This is a genomic window from Qipengyuania sp. CAU 1752 (assembly GCF_054482615.1).
Genome location: NZ_JBTLRE010000001.1, coordinates 2,258,026 through 2,277,785 on the forward strand (window position 1 = coordinate 2,258,026; position 19,760 = coordinate 2,277,785).

27 protein-coding genes are annotated in these 19,760 nt (G+C 61.3%); 9 read left to right on the top strand and 18 right to left on the bottom strand.

Annotated features, from left to right (window positions below):
• Window positions 1–108: 108 nt before the first annotated feature.
• Entirely contained in the window at window positions 109–378 is a 270-nt protein-coding gene (gene rpmA / locus ACXYL9_RS10985; RefSeq protein ID WP_459039533.1) for a 50S ribosomal protein L27, read from the bottom strand.
• A 12-nt stretch (window positions 379–390) separates the two neighbouring features.
• A complete protein-coding gene (rplU, locus tag ACXYL9_RS10990; protein WP_459039895.1) occupies window positions 391–954 on the bottom strand; it encodes a 50S ribosomal protein L21 in 564 nt (187 codons plus the stop codon).
• A 197-nt stretch (window positions 955–1,151) separates the two neighbouring features.
• Between rplU and ACXYL9_RS10995 the strand changes: the two genes are divergently transcribed.
• Both ACXYL9_RS10995 and ACXYL9_RS11000 read left to right on the top strand, forming a co-directional pair.
• Window positions 1,152–1,670 carry a hypothetical protein gene (locus ACXYL9_RS10995; RefSeq protein ID WP_459039534.1) on the top strand — a complete coding sequence of 173 codons (519 nt, stop codon included), beginning with the start codon at window positions 1,152–1,154 and terminating at the stop codon, window positions 1,668–1,670.
• Between the two features lie 23 nt (window positions 1,671–1,693).
• A complete protein-coding gene (locus ACXYL9_RS11000; protein WP_459039535.1) occupies window positions 1,694–2,362 on the top strand; it encodes a Crp/Fnr family transcriptional regulator in 669 nt (222 codons plus the stop codon).
• A 43-nt stretch (window positions 2,363–2,405) separates the two neighbouring features.
• Here ACXYL9_RS11000 and ACXYL9_RS11005 read toward each other — a convergent pair whose 3' ends face one another.
• The 16 genes from ACXYL9_RS11005 to coxB form a co-directional block, all read right to left on the bottom strand.
• Complete coding sequence (locus ACXYL9_RS11005; RefSeq protein ID WP_459039536.1) at window positions 2,406–2,834, bottom strand: hypothetical protein; 429 nt, start codon at window positions 2,832–2,834, stop codon at window positions 2,406–2,408.
• An 80-nt stretch (window positions 2,835–2,914) separates the two neighbouring features.
• Window positions 2,915–3,385, bottom strand: coding sequence for a molybdenum cofactor biosynthesis protein MoaE (locus ACXYL9_RS11010; protein WP_459039537.1), 471 nt, complete (start codon window positions 3,383–3,385; stop codon window positions 2,915–2,917).
• Window positions 3,386–3,389: 4 nt separating this feature from the next.
• Window positions 3,390–3,602: a MoaD/ThiS family protein gene (locus tag ACXYL9_RS11015; protein WP_459039538.1), complete on the bottom strand. Its 213-nt coding sequence runs from the start codon at window positions 3,600–3,602 to the stop codon at window positions 3,390–3,392.
• Window positions 3,603–3,633: 31 nt separating this feature from the next.
• On the bottom strand, window positions 3,634–4,632 hold the full coding sequence (gene moaA, locus ACXYL9_RS11020; RefSeq protein ID WP_459039539.1) for a GTP 3',8-cyclase MoaA: 999 nt from the start codon (window positions 4,630–4,632) through the stop codon (window positions 3,634–3,636).
• A gap of 4 nt (window positions 4,633–4,636) precedes the next feature.
• Window positions 4,637–5,011: a Rossmann fold domain-containing protein gene (locus ACXYL9_RS11025; RefSeq protein ID WP_459039540.1), complete on the bottom strand. Its 375-nt coding sequence runs from the start codon at window positions 5,009–5,011 to the stop codon at window positions 4,637–4,639.
• A complete protein-coding gene (locus ACXYL9_RS11030) occupies window positions 4,980–5,351 on the bottom strand; it encodes a dihydroneopterin aldolase (RefSeq protein ID WP_459039541.1) in 372 nt (123 codons plus the stop codon). The genes ACXYL9_RS11025 and ACXYL9_RS11030 overlap by 32 nt, the downstream gene beginning before the upstream one ends.
• A gap of 9 nt (window positions 5,352–5,360) precedes the next feature.
• Window positions 5,361–6,248, bottom strand: coding sequence for a class I SAM-dependent methyltransferase (locus ACXYL9_RS11035; protein ID WP_459039542.1), 888 nt, complete (start codon window positions 6,246–6,248; stop codon window positions 5,361–5,363).
• Window positions 6,248–7,648, bottom strand: coding sequence for a threonine synthase (thrC, locus tag ACXYL9_RS11040; protein WP_459039543.1), 1,401 nt, complete (start codon window positions 7,646–7,648; stop codon window positions 6,248–6,250). The genes ACXYL9_RS11035 and thrC overlap by 1 nt, the downstream gene beginning before the upstream one ends.
• Before the next feature lie 64 nt (window positions 7,649–7,712).
• Window positions 7,713–8,279: an SURF1 family protein gene (locus ACXYL9_RS11045; RefSeq protein WP_459039544.1), complete on the bottom strand. Its 567-nt coding sequence runs from the start codon at window positions 8,277–8,279 to the stop codon at window positions 7,713–7,715.
• Window positions 8,279–8,566, bottom strand: coding sequence for a DUF983 domain-containing protein (locus ACXYL9_RS11050; protein ID WP_459039545.1), 288 nt, complete (start codon window positions 8,564–8,566; stop codon window positions 8,279–8,281). Before ACXYL9_RS11050 ends, ACXYL9_RS11045 begins: the two co-directional genes overlap by 1 nt.
• A 104-nt stretch (window positions 8,567–8,670) precedes the next feature.
• Entirely contained in the window at window positions 8,671–9,552 is an 882-nt protein-coding gene (locus tag ACXYL9_RS11055) for a cytochrome c oxidase subunit 3 (RefSeq protein ID WP_459039546.1), read from the bottom strand.
• A 75-nt stretch (window positions 9,553–9,627) separates the two neighbouring features.
• Complete coding sequence (locus tag ACXYL9_RS11060; RefSeq protein WP_459039547.1) at window positions 9,628–10,206, bottom strand: cytochrome c oxidase assembly protein; 579 nt, start codon at window positions 10,204–10,206, stop codon at window positions 9,628–9,630.
• 4 nt (window positions 10,207–10,210) lie between these two features.
• Window positions 10,211–10,336, bottom strand: a complete 126-nt coding sequence (locus tag ACXYL9_RS11065; RefSeq protein ID WP_459039548.1) for a hypothetical protein — start codon at window positions 10,334–10,336, stop codon at window positions 10,211–10,213.
• A 1-nt stretch (window position 10,337) separates the two neighbouring features.
• Window positions 10,338–11,267, bottom strand: coding sequence for a heme o synthase (locus ACXYL9_RS11070; protein WP_459039549.1), 930 nt, complete (start codon window positions 11,265–11,267; stop codon window positions 10,338–10,340).
• Between the two features lie 102 nt (window positions 11,268–11,369).
• Window positions 11,370–13,073, bottom strand: a complete 1,704-nt coding sequence (gene ctaD / locus ACXYL9_RS11075) for a cytochrome c oxidase subunit I (RefSeq protein WP_459039550.1) — start codon at window positions 13,071–13,073, stop codon at window positions 11,370–11,372.
• 49 nt (window positions 13,074–13,122) lie between these two features.
• Window positions 13,123–14,172 (bottom strand): cytochrome c oxidase subunit II, encoded by a 1,050-nt coding sequence (coxB, locus tag ACXYL9_RS11080; RefSeq protein ID WP_459039551.1) that lies wholly within the window; start codon window positions 14,170–14,172, stop codon window positions 13,123–13,125.
• 190 nt (window positions 14,173–14,362) lie between these two features.
• Between coxB and pyrE the strand changes: the two genes are divergently transcribed.
• From pyrE to ruvX, 7 genes are read left to right on the top strand one after another with little or no spacing between them, the layout of a single operon-like run.
• The gene (gene pyrE, locus ACXYL9_RS11085; protein WP_459039552.1) at window positions 14,363–14,944 is read left to right on the top strand and encodes an orotate phosphoribosyltransferase; all 582 of its coding nucleotides are present in this window, start codon (window positions 14,363–14,365) and stop codon (window positions 14,942–14,944) included.
• Window positions 14,941–15,696 (top strand): pyridoxine 5'-phosphate synthase, encoded by a 756-nt coding sequence (locus ACXYL9_RS11090; RefSeq protein WP_459039553.1) that lies wholly within the window; start codon window positions 14,941–14,943, stop codon window positions 15,694–15,696. Before pyrE ends, ACXYL9_RS11090 begins: the two co-directional genes overlap by 4 nt.
• A 10-nt stretch (window positions 15,697–15,706) precedes the next feature.
• Window positions 15,707–16,111 carry a holo-ACP synthase gene (acpS, locus tag ACXYL9_RS11095; protein WP_459039554.1) on the top strand — a complete coding sequence of 135 codons (405 nt, stop codon included), beginning with the start codon at window positions 15,707–15,709 and terminating at the stop codon, window positions 16,109–16,111.
• Window positions 16,108–17,001: a signal peptidase I gene (lepB, locus tag ACXYL9_RS11100; RefSeq protein ID WP_459039555.1), complete on the top strand. Its 894-nt coding sequence runs from the start codon at window positions 16,108–16,110 to the stop codon at window positions 16,999–17,001. The genes acpS and lepB overlap by 4 nt, the downstream gene beginning before the upstream one ends.
• Window positions 16,998–18,161, top strand: a complete 1,164-nt coding sequence (locus ACXYL9_RS11105; RefSeq protein WP_459039556.1) for an AI-2E family transporter — start codon at window positions 16,998–17,000, stop codon at window positions 18,159–18,161. Before lepB ends, ACXYL9_RS11105 begins: the two co-directional genes overlap by 4 nt.
• The gene (locus tag ACXYL9_RS11110; RefSeq protein ID WP_459039557.1) at window positions 18,151–19,290 is read left to right on the top strand and encodes a DUF3089 domain-containing protein; all 1,140 of its coding nucleotides are present in this window, start codon (window positions 18,151–18,153) and stop codon (window positions 19,288–19,290) included. The genes ACXYL9_RS11105 and ACXYL9_RS11110 overlap by 11 nt, the downstream gene beginning before the upstream one ends.
• A complete protein-coding gene (gene ruvX / locus ACXYL9_RS11115; protein WP_459039558.1) occupies window positions 19,272–19,760 on the top strand; it encodes a Holliday junction resolvase RuvX in 489 nt (162 codons plus the stop codon). Before ACXYL9_RS11110 ends, ruvX begins: the two co-directional genes overlap by 19 nt.

A 19,760-nucleotide genomic window follows, 5' to 3' on the forward strand; every position in this document is an offset into this window, starting at 1 on the left:
GGGAGAAACGACAAGAGGGAGACGGGTCGGCCCCATCTCCCTCTTGGTTCGCCGGCATTGCAGCCGGCTGGGACCATCCCGGAGGACGATCCCGTTATGATCGTCCGCTTATTCTGCGGCCTCGGCAAGCATGTCTACGGACACGAACTTGCGCGCCATCTTGCCGGTGTGGAATCGCACCACGCCATCGGTCAGCGCGAACAGCGTGTGGTCCTTGCCCATGCCGACATTGGTGCCGGGATAGAACTTGGTACCGCGCTGGCGCACGATAATGTTACCGGCAATCACGCCTTCGCTGCCGAACTTCTTCACACCGAGACGACGACCGGCTGAATCGCGACCGTTACGCGACGAACCGCCTGCTTTTTTATGTGCCATGGTCGGTAATCCTTACTTCTTGTCGGCTTTGCCGCCGGAAGCCTTCGGCGCTGCCTTCTTGGCAGCAGGCTTCTTGTCGGCAGCCTTTTTGGTTGCGCCAGCCTTCTTCGGAGCGGCCTTCTTGGCCTCTGCAGCAGTCGACTTGGTTTCGGCAGCTGCGCCCTTAGAGTCTGCCTTCTTTGCCGGAGCTTTCTTGGCGGCAGGCTTCTTCTCTTCGGTTGCGGCGTCGTCGGCCTTCTTGGCCGGAGCCGCCTTCTTCGCAGCAGGCTTCTTGCCGCCTTCACCGACGTCGGTGATGCGCAGCAGCGTCATGTGCTGGCGATGGCCGGCCTTGCGGCGATAATTATGGCGGCGACGTTTCTTGAAAACGATCACCTTTTCGCTCTTTGCCTGGGCGATGACTTCCGCCGAAACGGTCACCTTGCTGGCATCGGCGATATTGTCGCCTTCGCCTGCCATCAGGACGTCGTCCAGCGTGATGGTCTCGCCCGCTTCACCAGCGAGTTTCTCGACCGCGATTTTGTCTCCGGCGGCAACCCGGTACTGCTTGCCGCCCGTGCGCACTACTGCGAACATCGGTTTAACTTCCATTCGTATTGCTATGCCGATTCCGTTTAGAAGCGGCGCGACGGGCAACCCGCCAATAGCGAGGCCCCGAAAGATGGGTGCCGTTAAGGGATGGTCGGGCCAAAGTCAACGCGCCTCACGTTAATTTGTGGCCTTTTACTGATCGCCGCATGGCAGGTTTGGCCCAGCATGATATGGGAGTCGGCATGATCCGACGCCATACCTCGCCGTTTTTCCTGGCCCTCCCCGCCATCATGGCCGTTTTCTCTGCTGGATGCACGTCGTCCGGGGCGGATTATCCCTCGCTGGCGATTCGTGATGCGGAAAGGATATCGAACGAAGTCCCCACCCCCTCTCGGCCCGAGCCAGCGGAACCCATTCCAGCCAGCATCCTCGCCGAGGTAAAGGCCGCGCTGGCAAAGGCTGAACAGGCGCAGGCCAGTTTCACCGCGCGCGCGCCGGCCGTTCGCAATACCATAGAGGCGGCCCGCGGCTCTGCTATCGGAAGCGATCGCTGGGCAGGCGCACAGGTGGCCCTGTCCGAACTCGATTCGCTCCGCGCCAGCACTGCCATCGCACTTGGAGAGCTCGACGTGCTCTTTGCCGCCCGCGCCGTCGAACTGGAACGGCGCGATGCTATCGCCGGGGCGCGCGACGAATTGACGACAATTCTGGCGCGGCAGGACGCTGTATTAGCTTCGCTCAAACCGATTCTCTCGCAATGAGCGTTGCTTGCGCCACCTGCCCCGTGCGCGACAGTGCCGCCTGTTCCGTCTTGTCCGAAGAAGACCGGGCCGAATTGGCAAAGGCCGGTCGAACCGTGACGCTGGGCAAGGCCGAAACGCTGTTCGTTGCGGGCGATGCAGATCCCGTTTGCGCAACGCTGGTCAGCGGCGCGATGAAGGTTACGGCCTACGACCAAGACGGTGAGGAGCGGATCCTCGCCCTCATTCATCCGTCGGGCTTCATCGGCGAACTGTTCCAGCCCTTTGCCCATCATGATGTCGTGGCTTTGACCGATTGCCGTCTGTGCCTGTTCTCGCGCAGCGCTATGGAACGGGCGCTTGAACGTCATCCCGCGCTGACCAGGGCACTGCTGCGGCGTTCACAGGACGATCTGCATGCTGCGCGCGACCTCCTTGGGCTCACGGGCAAGCAGGACGCGCAGACCCGGCTTGCCGGATTGCTGCTGTCGATGGCGCGCGCTGCCAGTGATTCACCCTGCCATCCGGCTGGCCAGTTCGATCTGCCGCTCTCGCGCGGCGAAATGGCGCAGATGATCGGGTTGACGATCGAAACGGTGAGCCGCCGGATGAGTCGATTCGAGAAGGACGGACTGATCGCCAGAAATGGTGCGCGCGGGATCGAACTGGTCGACCCCGCGCGGCTTGCGGCGTTGGTTGGAGTGGGCCTTTAAGGGGTAAGACCCGCAACCTCTCCCGTCCGCGGGTCCGATACCCTCAGACCAGCGCCGCAATAACGATACATGCCAGTCCCCAAATGAGGAGGAGCACTGGCAGGATTAACATCTGGACCACTGCTTCGCCGGCCGGCAGACGACCGGTCAGGGTGTCGATGCCGCGCATCCTGAATTGACCCCAGCTCATTGCTTTATTGGCGTGATCCGGCGCTTCGCGAACGAACAGCGCAGGGATGCCGAAGAAGCCGACCAGGAAGACGGCGCAAATCGCCATCGGGATGGCAAGAGCGGGGTTGCCGAAGCCGATCGTCATTACCACAAGAAACGCCACGAAGAATCCGAGGCTGGCGGCGAAAAGCTGAGTCGGAAATTCGAAAGTCTGGTCGGGAAAACCACGGCGAATTACCGGATTCTCGCTGTGTATGACTGCCTTTTCGGCAACAATCTCATTGTGCAACATTCTAGACACGGGGCCACTCCTTCTTTGTCTAAAGAGGTAAGTGGCAGGCCGTGGCGCCCAATTCCTTGACCTAGGTCAAAATCGACAAATTATTTGCTCCAGCGCTCCCGGTCCGCGTGATCGACGGCACGGGGCTCTATCCAGTGCCACCCTCCCGCGCCCTTCTCGCGTTTCCAGAACCACGAAGCGCTCTTGAGGTGGTCCATGCAATAATCGACCGAATCGAAAGCGGCGCGGCGGTGGGGAGCAGCGGCGGCCACCAGCACGATCGCTTCGCCCGGCACCATCACGCCGACCCGGTGCCACAGAAGCAGCCCATCGCAGCCAAAGCGTTCAAGCGCATGGCCTGCAAGTTCACGCATCCCCGGTTCGGTCAATGGTTCGTAATGCGACAGCTCCAGCGCCTGAGCATTGTTGTCAGACCGGACCTTGCCAAGAAAGCTGGCGATCCCGCCCGCGTGCGGATTGGCGGCGTTGAATGCTGCGAGGGCCTCGCCTGCCGACAGCCCCTTGTCGAGCAACCTGACGTCAGCAGGAGTCTCCAGCGAGAGCCGGGGCATCGTGCTATCCTCCGCTGACGGGCGGCAACAGGGCCACCTCGTCGCCATCCTCGGCGCGCAATGCTGCCTTGTCGTGCAAGACCTTGCCTCCGCACGCGATGTTGATCCGGTCCTGCTGCAATTGCTCGGCCACCTGCGGACCAACTGCAGTCAACAGCCCTGTCCAGTCGAGCGGCGCACTGACCTCGCGCTCTGCCTCCCCCGCGATGTCGCGCAACGGGCCGAGAAAGATGATAGTGATTGCCAGATCAGCCCCCTGTCACCGACATGTGCCGTGCGAGCGCCGGGGCCTGCCCCTCGCCGATACGGAAATCATGTCGCAATGGCTTGATCTTCATTGCGGTATCCAGTGCTGCCTGCAGCCTGCATTCGGGATCGTCTGAGCGCAGAGCAGCGCGCAGGTCGACCCGCTCGCCGCCACCGAGGCACGGGAAAAGCTGTCCGGTGGCGGTCACCCGGATGCGGTTGCAGCCAGCGCAGAAATTCTCGCTCATCGGCGTGATAAAGCCTATCCTGCCACCGGTTTCCGCCACCTCCACATAGCGCGACGGCCCGGCGGTGCGATGCCTGCTCTCGATCAGCGTCCAGCTTTGCTCCAGTTTACGCCGTATTCCGTCAAGCGCGACAAACTGGTCAACCCGCTTCGTGTCAATCGCCCCCAGCGGCATGGTCTCAATCAACGAGATATCATGGCCTTCGCCATGTGCCCATTCAATCAGTGCGGGGATCTCGCCTTCGTTGACGCCCTTCATCACCACCGTGTTGAGCTTGACCTTGAGGCCGGCGGCCCTGGCTGCGGCAATCCCGCCCAGCACGCTAGCCAGCGAATCACGTCGCGAAAGCCGTTCGAAAATGGCGCGGTCAATGGTATCGAGCGAAACATTGATCCGGCGCACCCCGGCATCGGCAATGGCCTGGGCGTGTCCCGCAAGTTGCGTGCCGTTAGTCGTTATCGTGAGCTCGTCCAGCCCGCCCCCGACATGGCGTCCCAAAGCGCGGATGAGGTCCAGGACGTCGCGCCTGACGAGGGGCTCTCCCCCGGTCAGACGAATCCGGGTGATCCCGCGCGCCACGAAGGCAAGCGCAAGGTCACGCAATTCTTCGAGCGTGAGTATCTCTGCGCGCGGCAGGAACTGCATCCGCTCGGGCATGCAATAGGTGCAGCGCAAGTCACAACGGTCGGTGACCGAAAGCCGCAAATAGCTGATACTCCGCCCGAAGCCGTCGATAAGGGTCTCACCACTCATGGCGCTACCCTAACGGATTTCCTGCGCCCTCGCTATCGAGCGGAAGATATTGCCCCGTCACACCGGAAGCATTCTCGAGATAGGCAATCGTGGCCTCCCGTGAAACGGTATCGACGCCCCCGATGACATTGAACCGGCGGGGTGCGTGGGCACGTGCAAGATCGCGTGCAGCGGCCCGGCGCCAGTCGTCGTGATCGAAGGCACCATGCGGTAGAAGGACAACAAGGTCATCGTTCGTTTCGCGCAAGGCCTGTTCGATCCGTGGCAACCATTCGGCGTAAAATTCGGTCGCGGCCTCTGTCGGGCGTTCGGGCAGATCTCGGCAGTCGATTATGGCCTGCCCCATGTCAGCGTCGCTCGCGGCGGAGGGTGATGCCAATCTTTTCGTTGCCCGTCGCGATCGCCAGCTTGACGATCTTCACCGTCACTGCGCGAACCTTTTCGTCCTGCAGAAACAGGGTCTGGCAAATGTGGTCGGCGACCGATTCGATCAGCTTGAAATGGACCCCCTCCGGCAACGCCTCGGTGGCGGCGAACTTGAGGTCCATGTAGTTCTTGCTCTCGTCGAGCGGGGTGTCCGGACTGTAACTTTGAGCCACCTTGTAATCGACCGCGATGGAAATGCGCAGCGGCTGCGGCTTGCCCGTTTCCTCCGAATAAATCCCGGTCAGGACATCGGTTTCGATATCGTCGAATTGCAGGGTCAGCGAATCGGCCATTGCGCCCCCCTAGCCCGGATTCGACCAGCGCGCGAAGATCGCCGTCGGCAACAAACGTCCGTCGTCCTGTTGCCGGACAGCCAGGTCGCCATGTTCGATTGTTCCCGGCAAGCCAGTGAAAACCTCGTCGAACAGGCCGGCCAACGACAAGCTGCTCATCCGTACCGCGTAAACGGTCAGGAACAGAAACCGACTGTCATTGTCGAGCACCGCGCGGCAATCGCGCACGAGCGGAGCGAGGCCCTCCTCGATCCGCCAGGTCTCGTTCTTGGGCCCGCGTCCAAACTTGGGCGGGTCGAGGATGATGCCGTCGTAGCGATTCCCGCGCCGGACCTCGCGCGCTGCAAACTTGGCCGCATCGTCCACGAGCCAGCGGATCGGTCGCCCCTCCATGCCGGCCAGTGCAGCATTATCACGCGCCTGGGCGACCGATTTCTTCGAAGCGTCGACATGGGTGACGGGACCGCATTTGCTCAAGGCCTGCGTGCCAACGCCCGTATAGCCGAACAGGTTTAGCGTCTGCGCCTCGGACTTGTCGGCAAGCTGTTCGCGCATCCAGTCCCATATCGGCGCCATGTCAGGAAAGAAGCCAAGATGACGGAAGGGCGTGCAGGTGGCGGTAAAGCGCGTCTCGCGCCAGCTTGACGGCCAACCGCCCGTGGGCACCTCGTCGGAGAGATGCCAGCGTCCGCCGCCGTCCTCGTCGGCACCGGGAATGAACTCTCCGTCGGCCTGCCACTCGCTATCCTTCGGTGTCCACATCGCCTGCGGTTCAGGTCGGATGAAACGATAGGGGCCGAATTGCTCGAGCTTGCGCCCATCGCCGCTGTCGACCAGCGCGTATTGATCCCATCCCTCACCCACCATGAGCTGCGGCTGTTGGATCAGGTCGGCCATCAGTTGGCCTCGGCTGCGTTGGCGAGGATGAATTCCACCAGCTCGTCATATTCGCCCGAAAGCTCGCTACACTGTTCCTCGCGTCCGAACAGGTCTCCGATGCGCGCGGGCAGGGCGGGCCGTGTGCCCGTAGACCGTTCGACAGCGTCGCGGAACTTGGCCGGATGGGCGGTTGCCAGCGTAATGATTGGGACATCGCCAGGAAGGTCCGACTCTTGCGCCGCATAAAGCCCGATCGCCGTATGCGGATCGATCACCTCGTCGCAATCCTGGAAGGTGCGATGCATGGTGCGCGCCATCGCGTCCTGGTCGACCCGCACGCTGGTAAACAGCTGCGATGCTCCATCACGCTGTGCATCGGTGAGGCGCATTGCTTTCGTGGATTCGAACCCGCGCATTTGATTGGCCATCGCCTTGCCGTCGCGCCCGCCGCAATCGAACAACAGCCGCTCGAAGTTGGAACTGACCTGGATATCCATGCTCGGCGCGGCAGTAGGCGTAACCTCACCTGCCGAGTAGTCGCCCTCACTCAGGGCGCGGTGAAGGATATCGTTGATATTGGTTGCAACGATCAGCTGCTCGATCGGTAGGCCCATCTGCGCCGCGACATAGCCGGCAAAGACATCGCCGAAATTCCCCGTCGGCACGCTAAAGGCCACCTTCCTGTCGGGTGCGCCAAGCTGTACCGCGCTGGTGAAGTAGTAGACTACCTGCGCCATCAGCCGCGCCCAGTTGATCGAATTGACCGCGCCCAGCCGCACCTTTTCGGCAATCGCCGGGTCGGTGAACATCCGCTTCACTGCGGCCTGGCCATCATCGAAGCTGCCGGAAATGGCGATATTGTGGATATTGGGCGTGCGCACCGTGGTCATCTGGCGGCGCTGGACATCGCTGATCCGTCCCTTGGGGTGGAGCATGAAAATCTCCACACCCTCGCGCCCGGCGACTGCATCGATAGCTGCGCTGCCGGTATCTCCGCTGGTAGCGCCGACCAATGTAAGGCGTTCCCCACGACGGGCGAGAAACGTCTCGAACAGTCGCCCGAGCAGTTGCAGCGCCACGTCCTTGAATGCCAGCGTCGGTCCGTGAAACAGCTCCAGCAGCCAGTTCTGCTCGTCGATCTGGGTCAGCGGCACGACTGCGGCATGGGCAAAGGTCCCATAGGCATCGCCGGTCATTGCGCGCAGCCCCGCGAATGTCAGGCTCTCGCCGACAAAAGGGTGCATAACCCGCGCCGCTACTTCAGCATATGGAAGTCCACGAAATTCGCGGATTTCAGCGGAGCTCAGCGTGGGCCATTGCTCGGGGAGATAAAGACCGCCATCGTTGGCGAGGCCGGTCAGGGTCACTTCCTCGAAGGACAGCGTTGGCGCAGAGCCACGGGTGGAGATGTATCGCATCGCGAGGCGGGTTAGCGGTGGCGCGTCATGCGGGCAAGAAAGACGGCATTGGCGAGGCTAAACCTCAGTCCCGGCGTTGCTGGCGGCGCAGCGCGAGAATATAGATGATCAGCGCGGTAAGAGCGAAGAAGAACCATTGTCCGGCATAGGCGAGATGGTTATTGGGTACGTCGGCTGGGTCCGGTCGCGCCAGCGGTGCCAGACCTGCTTGCGGCGGGATGGCGACCAGGCGCGGTCCCGGGGCGATTACGCCAGTAACGGTGCCCCCTTGCCAGTCACCCTCTACCGGTCGCCGGGTAAAGCCGAGCGCGATATCGGCCATGCTGCCATTGTCGAGACGACAGGTAGCGATCTGGGCCAACCCTTTGACGCCATCTTGTGCAGTTGCAGCGCTTGTCCTGCGAGCAATGATTTCGGTGCAGTCTACCTGCGACATGCGATAAAGTCGCTCGGTCGCCTGCTCTTCGCTTTCCGGCCATGCGACAGAATCTGAGCTAGTCTCGGCTGCTTCATAGCTCGCGATCAGTGCCCGTTTTTCTTCCAGCCGCCCAAGCTGCCAGACGCCCAGCGCAATCATCGTCGCAATGGCCGCGGCCACCATGATTGTAGGCAGGAAGGGAAATCTCGGCATTAACAAATATCCTCCAAGCTCGCCTCGCGCGCCCGGTTGCGATATTCCGAGATCAGCAGTGCAGCCTTCGCCAAACGGAGACCGCCGAGCGTCAGGCCAATGGTCATCGGAATCCACAGGATGGCATGGACCCACCAGGGTGGTCCGAAGCTAAGCTGCAGCCACACCGCCGAACCCACGAGCAAAGCGCCGATCAGCAGGATCAGGAAGGCTGCCGGGCCATCGCCAATATTGAACTGGTCATAGTCGAGCCCGCATTGGCAGCAACGCGGGGCCAGCTTGACCATTCCGTCAAACAGCGCGCGCTCGCCGCACCGAGGGCATAAACCGAAAAGGGCGGCCTCGCCAAAAGCGGGCCGCCCTTTCGTGTCGATCGGCGAATTTGGCGCCATCAGTGGATCGGTGCGCCCCAGCCACCCCAGATGTAGATGGCTACGAACAGGAACAGCCACACCACGTCAACGAAGTGCCAATACCATGCAGCCGCTTCGAAACCGAAGTGCTGGCGCGGTGTGAAGTGGCCTTTGTAGGTGCGCACGAGGCAGACGATCAGGAAGATCGTGCCGACCAGGACGTGGAAACCGTGAAAGCCGGTCGCCATGTAGAATGCCGAACTGTAATTGTTGCCGCCGAAAGCGAACGGAGCAACGGCATACTCGTAAGCCTGGATGCAGGTGAACAGGATGCCGAGCAGAATGGTTGCCCACAGGCCCTTCTTCAGACCCTCACGGTCACCGTGCAGCAGGGCATGGTGCGCCCACGTCACCGTGGTGCCTGAACACAGCAGGATCAGGGTGTTGAGCAGTGGAAGGCTGAACGGATCGAGCACTTCGATGCCCTGTGCCGGGAAGGTGGCAAGGGCCGCAGCGCCATCCTGGCCAACCAGGTTTTCCCAGAAACCGCCACTTTCAGTAGCGGTGAATTGCAACGGCTGGGGGAACAGGGCGAAATCGAAAAAGGCCCAGAACCACCCCACGAAAAACATCACTTCCGAGGCGATGAACAGGATCATGCCGTAGCGCATGTGCAGTTGCACCACCGGTGTGTGGTCGCCGGCATGCGCTTCGTCGACCACGTTCTTCCACCACGAGAAGAAGGTCGCAATCATTCCTGCAATACCAAGGCCGAGAACGATCTTCCACGCATCGTCGAAGAAGTTGTCGTTCATCATCATCACCATTCCGACAAAGAAGGTGAGTGCCGAGATGGAGCCGATCAGCGGCCAGATATCGGGTTCGAGAATGTGATAGTCGTGGTTCTTGGCACCAGCCATCGATCATGTCCTGTTATGCGTGTCTCGTGCTGCCCTTAATGCCCCCGTGGCAGCGGGTCTAGGGGGGAGTCGAAGCTATTTCCCGTCCGCGTTGGTCTTGTGGAAGGTGTAGCTGAGCGTGATCTGCTCGACCCCCTCCATGTTCTCGTCATCGAGCGCCGCTGGATCGATATAATACAGCACCGGCATACGAATTTCCTCGCCCGGCTGGAGAGTTTGTTCGGTGAAGCAGAAGCACTGGATCTTGTTGAAGTACCGCCCCGCCTGCTCCGGCTCGACATTGAAGCTGGCCGTGCCGGTGATCGGTACATCGGCATTGTTGCGCGCGGTGTAGAAAGCCAGGTCGCGCTGGCCGATCTGCACCGTATCGGTGGTCTGGACCGGTTTGAATGTCCAAGGCACATCGCGCGCAACGCTGGCATCAAAGCGGATCGAGATCGGCGGCGCCCCGGCGCTGGAAGCCATTTGTGCGGCGAGGCTGGCATCGCTCTCGCTCGCCACTTGGGTCGTGCCACCAAAGCCGGTGACGCGGCAGAATAGATCGTAAAGCGGTACGGCGGCATAGCCCATGCCCAGCATGAACAGCGCACCTAGGATGGCGTAGAACCCCACGCGCAAGTTCTTGCGATCAAGGTCCTGCGGAACGCTAGCCATCGTCTCAGTCCCCCATCCGCACGATGGTGATGGCGTAGAACAGCACCACAAAAAACAGCAGCACGGCGCCGACTACGAGATTGCGACTTTTCTGACGGCGCTTGAATTCGGCTTCTTCATCAGGGGTCATGTCAAACGCTCACTTGCTGCGACAACAGGGGCGACAGATAGCGATCCGCCACCAACGCGGCGAATAGCGCGAACAGATAGATGATGCTGAAGGCGAACAGTCTCTTCTCCGGCTTCATCAAATCATCCGTCACAGATTGCCGCATGGCTACAGGTAGGGAAAGCGCAACGAATGCAAGCGTCAGCGCGAGCGCTGCAACGCCGTAAATCGCGCCGGTCCCGCCGATAATCCACGGCGCAATGGCCACGGGGACGAGTGCGATGGCGTAGACAAGAATTTGTCGCCGTGTCGAGCGTTCGCCCCTCACCACCGGCATCATCGGGATGCCGACCTTTGCGTAATCCGATTGCACGAACAGCGCCAATGCCCAGAAATGGGGCGGCGTCCACATGAAGATAATCGCGAACAGCAGTACCGGCATGGCGGTGATCTCGCCCGTTACCGCAATCCACCCGATCAGCGGAGGAAACGCCCCGGCGCCGCCGCCGATGACGATATTCTGCGGCGTGCGCGGCTTGAGCCAGATCGTGTAGACCACCGCGTAATAAACGATGGAAATCGCCAGTATCCCGGCTGCCAGCCAGTGGATCGCCAGGCCCAACACCATCACCGACGCTGCCGACAGCAGGATTCCAAATGCCAGCGCATCGCCCTTGGCCATCCGGCCCGCTGGCAGCGGGCGGTTCTGCGTACGCTTCATGCCGCTATCGAGATCGGCTTCCCACCACTGGTTGAGAGCTGCTGCGCCTCCGGCACCCAGCGCAATGCACAAGATCGCGGTGAACCCGAGAACCGGATTGATCGAGCCTGGCGCGGCCAGCAAGCCGCACAACCCGGTGAAGATCACCAGGCTCATCACGCGCGGCTTGGTCAGCGCGAAGAAATCGCGCCAGTCGGCCGGTAGCTGGATGGGGGCGGTGGTGGCAGTCATGCGTCGGTTCTAGCAGGTCCTTGGCAAGAGAGGGGCGCACCATTCCTGGCGCGCCCCTCCATTTGCTTTGTATCTTTGGGCCTGAGCGCCAGGCCCGTACCATCAGCCCTTGGCGGGCAATTGGTTGTGATAATCGTGGTGATCTTCAATCACCGGCAGCGTTTCATACTGGTGGAACGGCGGCGGGCTCGACAGGCTCCATTCCAGCGTCGTCGCGCCTTCGCCCCAGTAATTGCCAGCCGCTTTCTTGCCAGCGATGAAGGCGTAACCGATGTTGATGAAGAAGATCACCATCGACAGCGCCATGATGGCGTAACCGGCGGACGAGACCTCGTTCCAGAAGGCATAGGCCTCGGTGTAGTCAGGATAGCGGCGCGGCATGCCCTGCATCCCGAGGAAGTGCTGCGGGAAGAAGATCACGTTCACGCCAATGAAGAATAGCCAGAAATGGATATGGCTGAGCAGTTCGCTGTGCCAGCGGCCGCTCATCTTCGGGAACCAGTAGTAGAACCCCGCGAACAGCGAGAACACCGCACCCATCGACAGCACGTAATGGAAATGCGCCACCACATAGTAGGTGTCGTGCAGATTGTCGTCGATACCACCATTGGCGAGCACGACGCCGGTTACGCCGCCGACGGTGAACAGGAAGATGAAGCCCAGGGCCCAAACCATTGGCGATTTGAATTCCATCGAGCCGCCCCACATGGTGGCGATCCAGCTGAAGATCTTCACGCCGGTGGGCACCGCGATAACCATGGTAGCGGCGGTGAAATACATCTTCGTGTTTACGTCGAGGCCGACCGTATACATGTGGTGCGCCCACACGATGAAGCCGATCACGCCGATGGCGACCATGGCGTAGGCCATGCCGAGATAGCCGAACACCGGCTTGCGGCTGAAGGTCGCCACGATCTGGCTGATCATGCCGAAGCCAGGCAGGATCATGATGTAGACCTCAGGGTGACCGAAGAACCAGAACAGGTGCTGGTACAGGACCGGGTCACCGCCACCCGACGGGGTGAAGAAGGTGGTGCCGAAATTACGGTCGGTCAGGAGCATGGTGATGGCCGCGGCCAGCACCGGCAGTGCCAGCAACAGCAGGAAGGCGGTAATCAGCATCGACCACACAAACAGCGGCATCTTGTGCAGGGTCATGCCCGGCGCACGCATGTTGAAGATGGTGGTGATGAAGTTGGTGGCACCCAGGATCGAACCGGCACCGGCAAGGTGCAGCGCGAAGATCGCGAAGTCGACCGCCGGACCGACCGAACCGGTCGTCGACAGCGGGGCATAGACCGTCCAGCCCACGCCTGCGCCCAGCCCCGTACCACCGGGGACGAACAGCGAGAAACACAGGCTCAGGAAACCGGCCACCGTCAGCCAGAACGAGATGTTGTTCATCCGCGGGAAGGCCATGTCCGGCGCGCCGATCATCAGCGGCACGAACCAGTTGCCGAAACCGCCGATCATCGCTGGCATGACCATGAAGAAGACCATGATCAGGCCGTGAGCGGTGATGAACACGTTCCACATGTGCAGATTGGCATCGAAGCTCTGCTCGCCGCCGAAGAATTCGACCCACCAGCCGAGATACTGGATACCCGGCTGGGCCAGTTCCATCCGCATCACACCCGACATAACGCCGCCGATGATCCCCGCCATGATGGCGAAGATCAGGTATAGCGTGCCGATATCCTTGTGGTTGGTCGACATGAACCAGCGGGCGAAGAAACCCGGCTTGTGATCCGCGTGGTGCGCGTGATCGTCGTGGTGAGCTTCAAAGCCTTCAGCGGTGGTAGCCATTGTGTCTGGTCTCTACTTTCGCGAATTGCGTATCGTTGTCGTAATCGAATTATTCGGCGGCGACGGCAGTGTCACTACCGGCTTCGGCAGTAGCCGCGTCGGCAACGGTTTCATCGCCGCCGAAAGAGCCGCCCTTGGAAGCGACCCAGGCGCGGTACTGCGCCATTGGGACCGCTTCGACCGAGATCGGCATGTAGCCGTGCCGCGCGCCGCACAGCTCGGAACACTGACCGTAATAGATGCCCGGCTCGTTGATGGTCAGCATCTTTTCATTGATGCGTCCCGGGACGGCGTCGTGCTTGAACCACAGGCTCGGCACGGCGAAGGAATGGATAACGTCTGCTGCCGTGGTCTGGATCCGCAGCGGCACGCCCACCGGTACTACCATACGGTTGTCGACCGCAAGCTGCGGCGGCAGACCCTTCGCGCGCGCTTCTGCCTCGTCCATCATGTTGGAGACGATCTCAAAGCCGCCCTGGTCGGGATAGGTATAGGTCCAGTACCACTGGTAACCGGTCGCCTTGATGGTGATCGCGTCTTCCGGCGGAGTTTCATACTGGCGCGCCAGCAGCGTGATCGAAGGCACGGCGATGACCAACAGGATGATGATCGGGATCACCGTCCACACCACTTCGATCAGCGTGTTGTGCGTCGTCTTCGAAGGCTCGGGATGCTTCCCACGGCGAAACCGCACCACTGCAAAAAGCATCAGGCCAAGGACAAACAGGCTGATGATGGTGATCACCGGCAGCAGGATCGCATTGTGCATCCACAGCGCGTATTCGCCATCGTCGTTATACTGGTCCTGGAAGGTCATGCTGGCGAGGGCATCCTCGCTATAGGGCGTCGGCTGCCCCTTGATCATGTCCGGCCCGAGCGGCACGTAGGCGCCGGCGGCTTCGCGCTCGACCCCTTCGACCGGACCGGTTTCGTCCAGTGCAGCCTGCGCCGGCGCGGTATCGCCCGGTTGGGTCTGGCTTTCCTGCGCCATTGCGGCCTGCGCGCCGAGCGCCAGGACCAGCGCAGCCAGCAGCAGCGCCATCGAACGAGTGGTGTCACGAAGCCATGTGGCAGAGATCATCTTGTCGACGCTTCCCATGTTGCAATCAATGGCCGCCAACGCGACAGCCGGAATCCGCCCTCAACGGGCCATTTGCGGCGCGCTATACGCGCGCTTGCCGATAGTCACAAGCGCCCCTAGGGAGAAAAATACACAAGCGCGGTTCGTGTTCTTGCAACCGCCTTTGGATTGCCGCCCAGTCCCCACGAGGTTAGATACCGGCCCTGCCATGACCGACGAAGAAGTCCTGTCCGAATTCCGCCATTCCGAAGCTTTGCTGGAAGGGCATTTCCTGCTCTCCTCGGGCCGCCATAGCGGACATTACCTGCAATGCGCGCGCGTGCTGATGAATGCCGAGCGTGCCGCTCGCCTGGCAGTGGCGATGGTGCAGAAGATACCGCGCGAGCTTCGCAGTGAAATCGACACTGTGGTCTCACCTGCCATGGGCGGGCTGATCGTGGGGCACGAAGTCGGCCGGGCGTTGGGCAAGGATGCCATTTTTCTTGAGCGTCCCGAGGGCACCTTCCAACTGCGCCGCGGCTTTCGGCTGGAGCCGGGTGCCAAGGTGCTGATGGTCGAAGACGTGGTGACCACGGGCCTTTCCAGCCGTGAGGCCATCGAGGCCGTGGCGCGCGAAGGTGGCGAAGTGCTGGCCGAGACCGCGCTGGTCGATCGTTCGGCAGGCGAAGTCGAGCTCGGCGTGCCATTTTATCCGTTGGTGGCGATCAAATTCCCGACCTACGGCGAAGATGAGGTTCCAGCCGAACTGGCCGCCATTCCCATTACCAAGCCCGGCAGCCGCGCCAAGTGACAGCGCCGTCTCGACCCAACCCGCTCAGGCTGGGCGTGAATATCGACCACGTCGCCACGATCCGCAACGCGCGCGGCGGAGATCACCCCGATCCAGTCCGCGCGGCGGAGATTGTCGCTGCAGTAGGCGGTGACGGCATCACCGCGCATCTTCGTGAGGATCGGCGCCATATCCGTGACGAAGATCTCAAGCGCATCCAGGAAGCGACCGACCTGCCGCTCAATCTCGAAATGGCGGCGACCGACGAAATGCTGGCTATCGCGCTGCGCCACCACCCGCACGCCGCCTGCATCGTTCCCGAAAAGCGAGAAGAGCGCACGACGGAAGGCGGGCTTGATGCCGCCGGCCAGCACAACAAGCTGGCGCCGATCGTCTGGAAGTTGAAGGATGCCGGAATCCGCGTCAGTCTGTTCATCGAGGCCGAGGAACGCCAGCTTGACGCCGCCCTGCGTCTTGGCGTGCCGGTGGTCGAATTTCACACCGGCGAATATGCCCACGCCCACGACGATGGTGATCGCGAAAAGACGGCGACCGAGTTGAAGCGAATCGCCGACATGGCTGCGCTCGCGACCAAGAACGGGATTGAGCCTCATGCCGGCCACGGTCTCACATATGAAAACGTCCAACCTATCGCCGCCATCCCGCAATTGGCCGAGCTTAACATCGGTCACTACCTGATTGGCGAGGCGGTGTTCGTCGGACTGGAGAATGCCGTACGCAAGATGCGCGACATGATGGACGAAGCGCGGTGAGATACGAACCATGATCATCGGCCTCGGCTCCGACCTCTGCAATATCGAACGCATCGGCAATTCGCTTGCGCGGTTTGGCGAACGATTCGAGAATCGCGTCTTCACCGATATTGAGCGCGCCAAGGCGCACCGGCGCCCATTCACGATTGCCGGGACCTATGCCAAGAGGTTCGCCGCCAAAGAGGCTTTCAGCAAGGCCGTTGGAACCGGTTTCAGGCGTGGAGTGTTCATGAAGGATATCGGCGTGGTCAATGCGAAGTCGGGCGCGCCAACCCTAGCGCTGGAAGGCGGCGCAGCGATGCGGCTTGCGGAATTGACGCCGGATGGCCATGAGGCCGTCATTCATCTCACCCTCACGGATGATCACCCATGGGCGCAAGCTTTCGTGATCATCGAGGCTTATCCGAAAACATGACCCCGAGTTCCCAAACAACAGTGACCGACAGCAAAACCAAGAAACAGGGCGAGCCGATCAACTGGCTGGCAGAATTCCGCGGACTGGCGCTGATGCTGCTGGCCGTGCTGGCGTTCCACAGCTTCATCGCCAAGCCGTTCTACATACCCTCGCAATCGATGATGCCCAACTTGCTGGTAGGCGACCGATTGGTGGTGACCAAATATCCTTATGGTTACAACTGGTCCTCGGTCAGCTTCCACCTGCTGCCGCGCGACGATTGGCGCGTACTCGGTTCGACGCCTGAGTATGGCGATATCGTCATTCCGGTCCATCCCCTGCGAAGCGAGGATTACATCAAGCGCGTTGTTGCCTTGCCCGGTGATACGATCGCAGTCCGCGATGGCCAGATCATTCTCAACGGCACGCCCGTCCCGCAGGATATGGAGCCAGCGCTCGACCTGCCCTACGATCTTAACAATCCCTGTGATGAGTCCGGTTTCGTCGTGACGAGTGACGACAATGGCGAACAGGTTTGCCGTGTGCCGGTTTTCCGCGAGACCATGCCCAACGGTGTCACCTACCTTGTCATCGATTCAGCCGAGGACCGGCCCAATGACAATTTCCCGGAAATTACCGTCCCGCAAGGCGCTGTGTTTGTCATGGGCGACAATCGCGACCATTCCGCAGACAGTCGCGCGCCGGTAAACGAATTCTATGGCGGCGGCCTTGGCGGGCCGGTTCCGCTGGCCAATATCGGCGGTCGGGCGGAATTTATCACCTTCTCACTCGATGGAACCGCTAACTGGAACCCGTTCAGCTGGTGGAGCGCCCTGCGCGATAACCGCGCATGGTCGACCCTGCGACCGGCCAGGATCGAAAACCAACAGCAACCGTCCGGAGGCCAATGAGCGAAGCCCCTCCTTCTCCGCCCGTCGAGGACGATTTCGAGCCTGATCTGCGCGCGAGTCCGTCTTATATCGACAGTCCGGAATTGCGGCAGGAGGCCTACAAGGCTTTCGTGTGGGTCAGCATCGTCGGGCTTGCTGCTCTGGCGGTCTATATATCGCAATCCCTTCTGATCATCTTCGGCGGCCTCGTGTTTGCCGCCATGATCGACGGCGGTGCACGGCTGATCGGCAAGGTAGCGCCCTTGCCGCGGATGGTGCGGGTCCTGTTGGTCATGCTCGGGGTTGTCGTATTCCTGGTGTGGCTGACATTGTTTGCCGGTGACCAGATAGCCAGCCAGGCAGCTGCCCTGCCAGCCATCGTGCAAAGCCAGATCGAACAGATCTTCAGTTGGGCGGCAGCAAACGGCTTGGCCATTGAAGCGGCCAACATGCAGACGATCACGAGCCAGTTGATGAGTGGGGTCGGCACCGTCACGCGTGCGTTGACGGGAATTGCTGGCGGCCTCACCTCGATGGTCCTGATCGTCATTCTAGGCGCCTATATCGCGCTCGATCCCAATATCTACGAACGCGGAGTCGAGTGGATGGCGCCGCGCGGAGAACGCAAGGAACTGCACGTCACCCTCGCCCGCATGGCCGCGACATTGCGGCGGTTGATGGCCGGACGGCTGGTAGGAATGGTGATCGAAGGTGTGCTTACCTACATCTTGCTGACCGGCGGCGCCCAGTTGATCGGGATCGGCACGGTGCCGATGGCGGCGCTGCTAGCCATCCTGACTGGCCTGCTCGCCTTTGTGCCTAACATCGGTGCGATCATTTCCGGCATTCTCATGGTCACGGTCGGCTTCTCGGGCGGCACGGACATGGGGCTTTACACGCTGTTCGTGTATTTCTTTGTTCAGAACCTCGACGGCTATGTCATCATCCCGCTGATCGCCAAGACCACGGTCGACCTCGCCCCGGCAATAGTGTTGGCGGCGCAGTTGATCATGGGCCTGCTGTTCGGGATCCTCGGCCTATTTCTGGCCGATCCCCTCATCGCCATGATCAAGGTCGCGCTGGAGCGGCGCTCGGAACGCAACCAGGTGCTGCAGGAAACTGCGCGTGAGCGCCGAAGGCGGCGAAGGAAGAAGGCAATGGATCGCAACAATGGTGCGTAAGTTCCTTTATTTCATCGCGATAGTCGCGGTTCTTGTCATTGCTGGCGGATTCATTTTGAGCATCTGGTCGCGCGAACTGACGCAAATCGCGCTCGTTCCCTCGGCCGACTTTGTCGAGCAGGATCCGCTGGCAGACAACGCCTATGCCGATCCGGGGATGTGGTATTCGCGCCCCGGCATCGGCACCGACGATCCAGCCCGCTGGCAACCAGCCGTCCGTGGGCAGGAGCGCACCATGGCCACACCTGCCGGTGCACAGGTACCCGACTTTGCCGTGTTTTTCGTCCACCCCACCAGCTACTACAATCGCGCTAACTGGAATGCCCCGTTAGACGATGCAGATGCGGTCGATCGCGCGCGCGTGTTTCTCCGCGGTCTCGCAAGCCCGTTCAACCAGGCGAGCGAGATCTGGGCTCCTCGCTATCGCCAGGCGACCGTCGGCGCATTCATGACTGACGAGCCCGAAGGCCAGCAGGCCATCGACGCCGCCTATGAAGACGTAGCCCAGGCCTTCGCCTATTTTCAGGATACCGTCGACGACGATGTTCCGATCATCCTTGCCGGACATAGCCAAGGTGCGCTGCACCTGCTTCGCCTGCTGCGTGAGCGGGTGGCCGACAAACCCATCGCCGATCGAATCGCGGCAACCTACATCGTCGGCTGGCCGATCTCGGTCGAACATGACCTGCCATCGCTGCCCTTTCCCGCCTGCGCCACCGCGCAGCAGGCTGGATGTATCTTGAGCTGGTCGAGCTATGCCGAGCCGGCCGATGCCAGCGACCTGTTCACCGCCTATGGCAAGTCGATCGGTTTCGACGGCATAGCTCGTGGCGAGAGCCCGATGCTTTGCACCAACCCCCTCACGGGCGCAGTGGGCGGCTCGGCCCCGGCCGAGGCCAATATCGGCACGCTGGTTCCTGATGACAACTTGGGCGCCGGGGAGCTGGTTCCAGGACTCGTGCCGGCACGATGCAGTGCAAGAGGCCTTTTGCTGATCGGCGACCCGCCCGAATTGGGCAGCTATGTTCTGCCGGGGAACAATTATCACGTCTATGATATGCCGCTGTTCTGGCAAAACGTGAAACGCGATGCCTTGCGCCGCGTCCGGGCATGGCAAGCGGCGTCTTGATCACCCAAAACGCGGCCGAATTCGCCGATGCGTTGCCTGATGGCGGTGCGCTGCTGGCGCTCGACCTTGGCACGAAGACCATCGGCACAGCCACCAGCGACGCTGGCTGGCGATTTGCTACTTCCGGCAAGACGGTACCGCGCGGCCGCTTTAACAAGGATCGCGCAAAGCTGGCGGAGCTGGTGGATTCGCGCACGATACGCGGCCTGGTGCTTGGGCTCCCGCGCAATATGGACGGGTCCGAAGGTCCACGCGCACAGGCAAGCCGCGCCTATGCCCGCAACCTGGCCGAAGCCTTCTCGTTGCCAGTGCTGCTGTGGGACGAACGCTGGTCAACCCAGAGCGCAGAAGCGGCGATGATCGGACAGGATATGAGCAGGGCCAAGCGGGCCGAGCGGATCGACAGCCATGCTGCGGCCGTTTTTCTGCAGGCTGCGCTCGATGCGTTGTCGGGCGAAGGCTTGGTCTGA

Coding starts and splice junctions, on each gene's coding strand:
- rpmA (WP_459039533.1), bottom strand. CDS start 378: ATGGCACATAAAAAAGCAGGCGGTTCGTCGCGTAACGGTCGCGATTCA.
- rplU (WP_459039895.1), bottom strand. CDS start 954: ATGTTCGCAGTAGTGCGCACGGGCGGCAAGCAGTACCGGGTTGCCGCC.
- ACXYL9_RS10995 (WP_459039534.1), top strand. CDS start 1,152: ATGATCCGACGCCATACCTCGCCGTTTTTCCTGGCCCTCCCCGCCATC.
- ACXYL9_RS11010 (WP_459039537.1), bottom strand. CDS start 3,385: ATGCCCCGGCTCTCGCTGGAGACTCCTGCTGACGTCAGGTTGCTCGAC.
- moaA (WP_459039539.1), bottom strand. CDS start 4,632: ATGAGTGGTGAGACCCTTATCGACGGCTTCGGGCGGAGTATCAGCTAT.
- ACXYL9_RS11030 (WP_459039541.1), bottom strand. CDS start 5,351: ATGGCCGATTCGCTGACCCTGCAATTCGACGATATCGAAACCGATGTC.
- ACXYL9_RS11035 (WP_459039542.1), bottom strand. CDS start 6,248: ATGGCCGACCTGATCCAACAGCCGCAGCTCATGGTGGGTGAGGGATGG.
- thrC (WP_459039543.1), bottom strand. CDS start 7,648: ATGCGATACATCTCCACCCGTGGCTCTGCGCCAACGCTGTCCTTCGAG.
- ACXYL9_RS11045 (WP_459039544.1), bottom strand. CDS start 8,279: ATGCCGAGATTTCCCTTCCTGCCTACAATCATGGTGGCCGCGGCCATT.
- ACXYL9_RS11050 (WP_459039545.1), bottom strand. CDS start 8,566: ATGGTCAAGCTGGCCCCGCGTTGCTGCCAATGCGGGCTCGACTATGAC.
- ACXYL9_RS11055 (WP_459039546.1), bottom strand. CDS start 9,552: ATGGCTGGTGCCAAGAACCACGACTATCACATTCTCGAACCCGATATC.
- ACXYL9_RS11060 (WP_459039547.1), bottom strand. CDS start 10,206: ATGGCTAGCGTTCCGCAGGACCTTGATCGCAAGAACTTGCGCGTGGGG.
- ACXYL9_RS11065 (WP_459039548.1), bottom strand. CDS start 10,336: ATGACCCCTGATGAAGAAGCCGAATTCAAGCGCCGTCAGAAAAGTCGC.
- ACXYL9_RS11070 (WP_459039549.1), bottom strand. CDS start 11,267: ATGACTGCCACCACCGCCCCCATCCAGCTACCGGCCGACTGGCGCGAT.
- ctaD (WP_459039550.1), bottom strand. CDS start 13,073: ATGGCTACCACCGCTGAAGGCTTTGAAGCTCACCACGACGATCACGCG.
- coxB (WP_459039551.1), bottom strand. CDS start 14,172: ATGGGAAGCGTCGACAAGATGATCTCTGCCACATGGCTTCGTGACACC.
- pyrE (WP_459039552.1), top strand. CDS start 14,363: ATGACCGACGAAGAAGTCCTGTCCGAATTCCGCCATTCCGAAGCTTTG.
- acpS (WP_459039554.1), top strand. CDS start 15,707: ATGATCATCGGCCTCGGCTCCGACCTCTGCAATATCGAACGCATCGGC.
- lepB (WP_459039555.1), top strand. CDS start 16,108: ATGACCCCGAGTTCCCAAACAACAGTGACCGACAGCAAAACCAAGAAA.
- ACXYL9_RS11105 (WP_459039556.1), top strand. CDS start 16,998: ATGAGCGAAGCCCCTCCTTCTCCGCCCGTCGAGGACGATTTCGAGCCT.
- ACXYL9_RS11110 (WP_459039557.1), top strand. CDS start 18,151: ATGGTGCGTAAGTTCCTTTATTTCATCGCGATAGTCGCGGTTCTTGTC.
- ruvX (WP_459039558.1), top strand. CDS start 19,272: ATGGCAAGCGGCGTCTTGATCACCCAAAACGCGGCCGAATTCGCCGAT.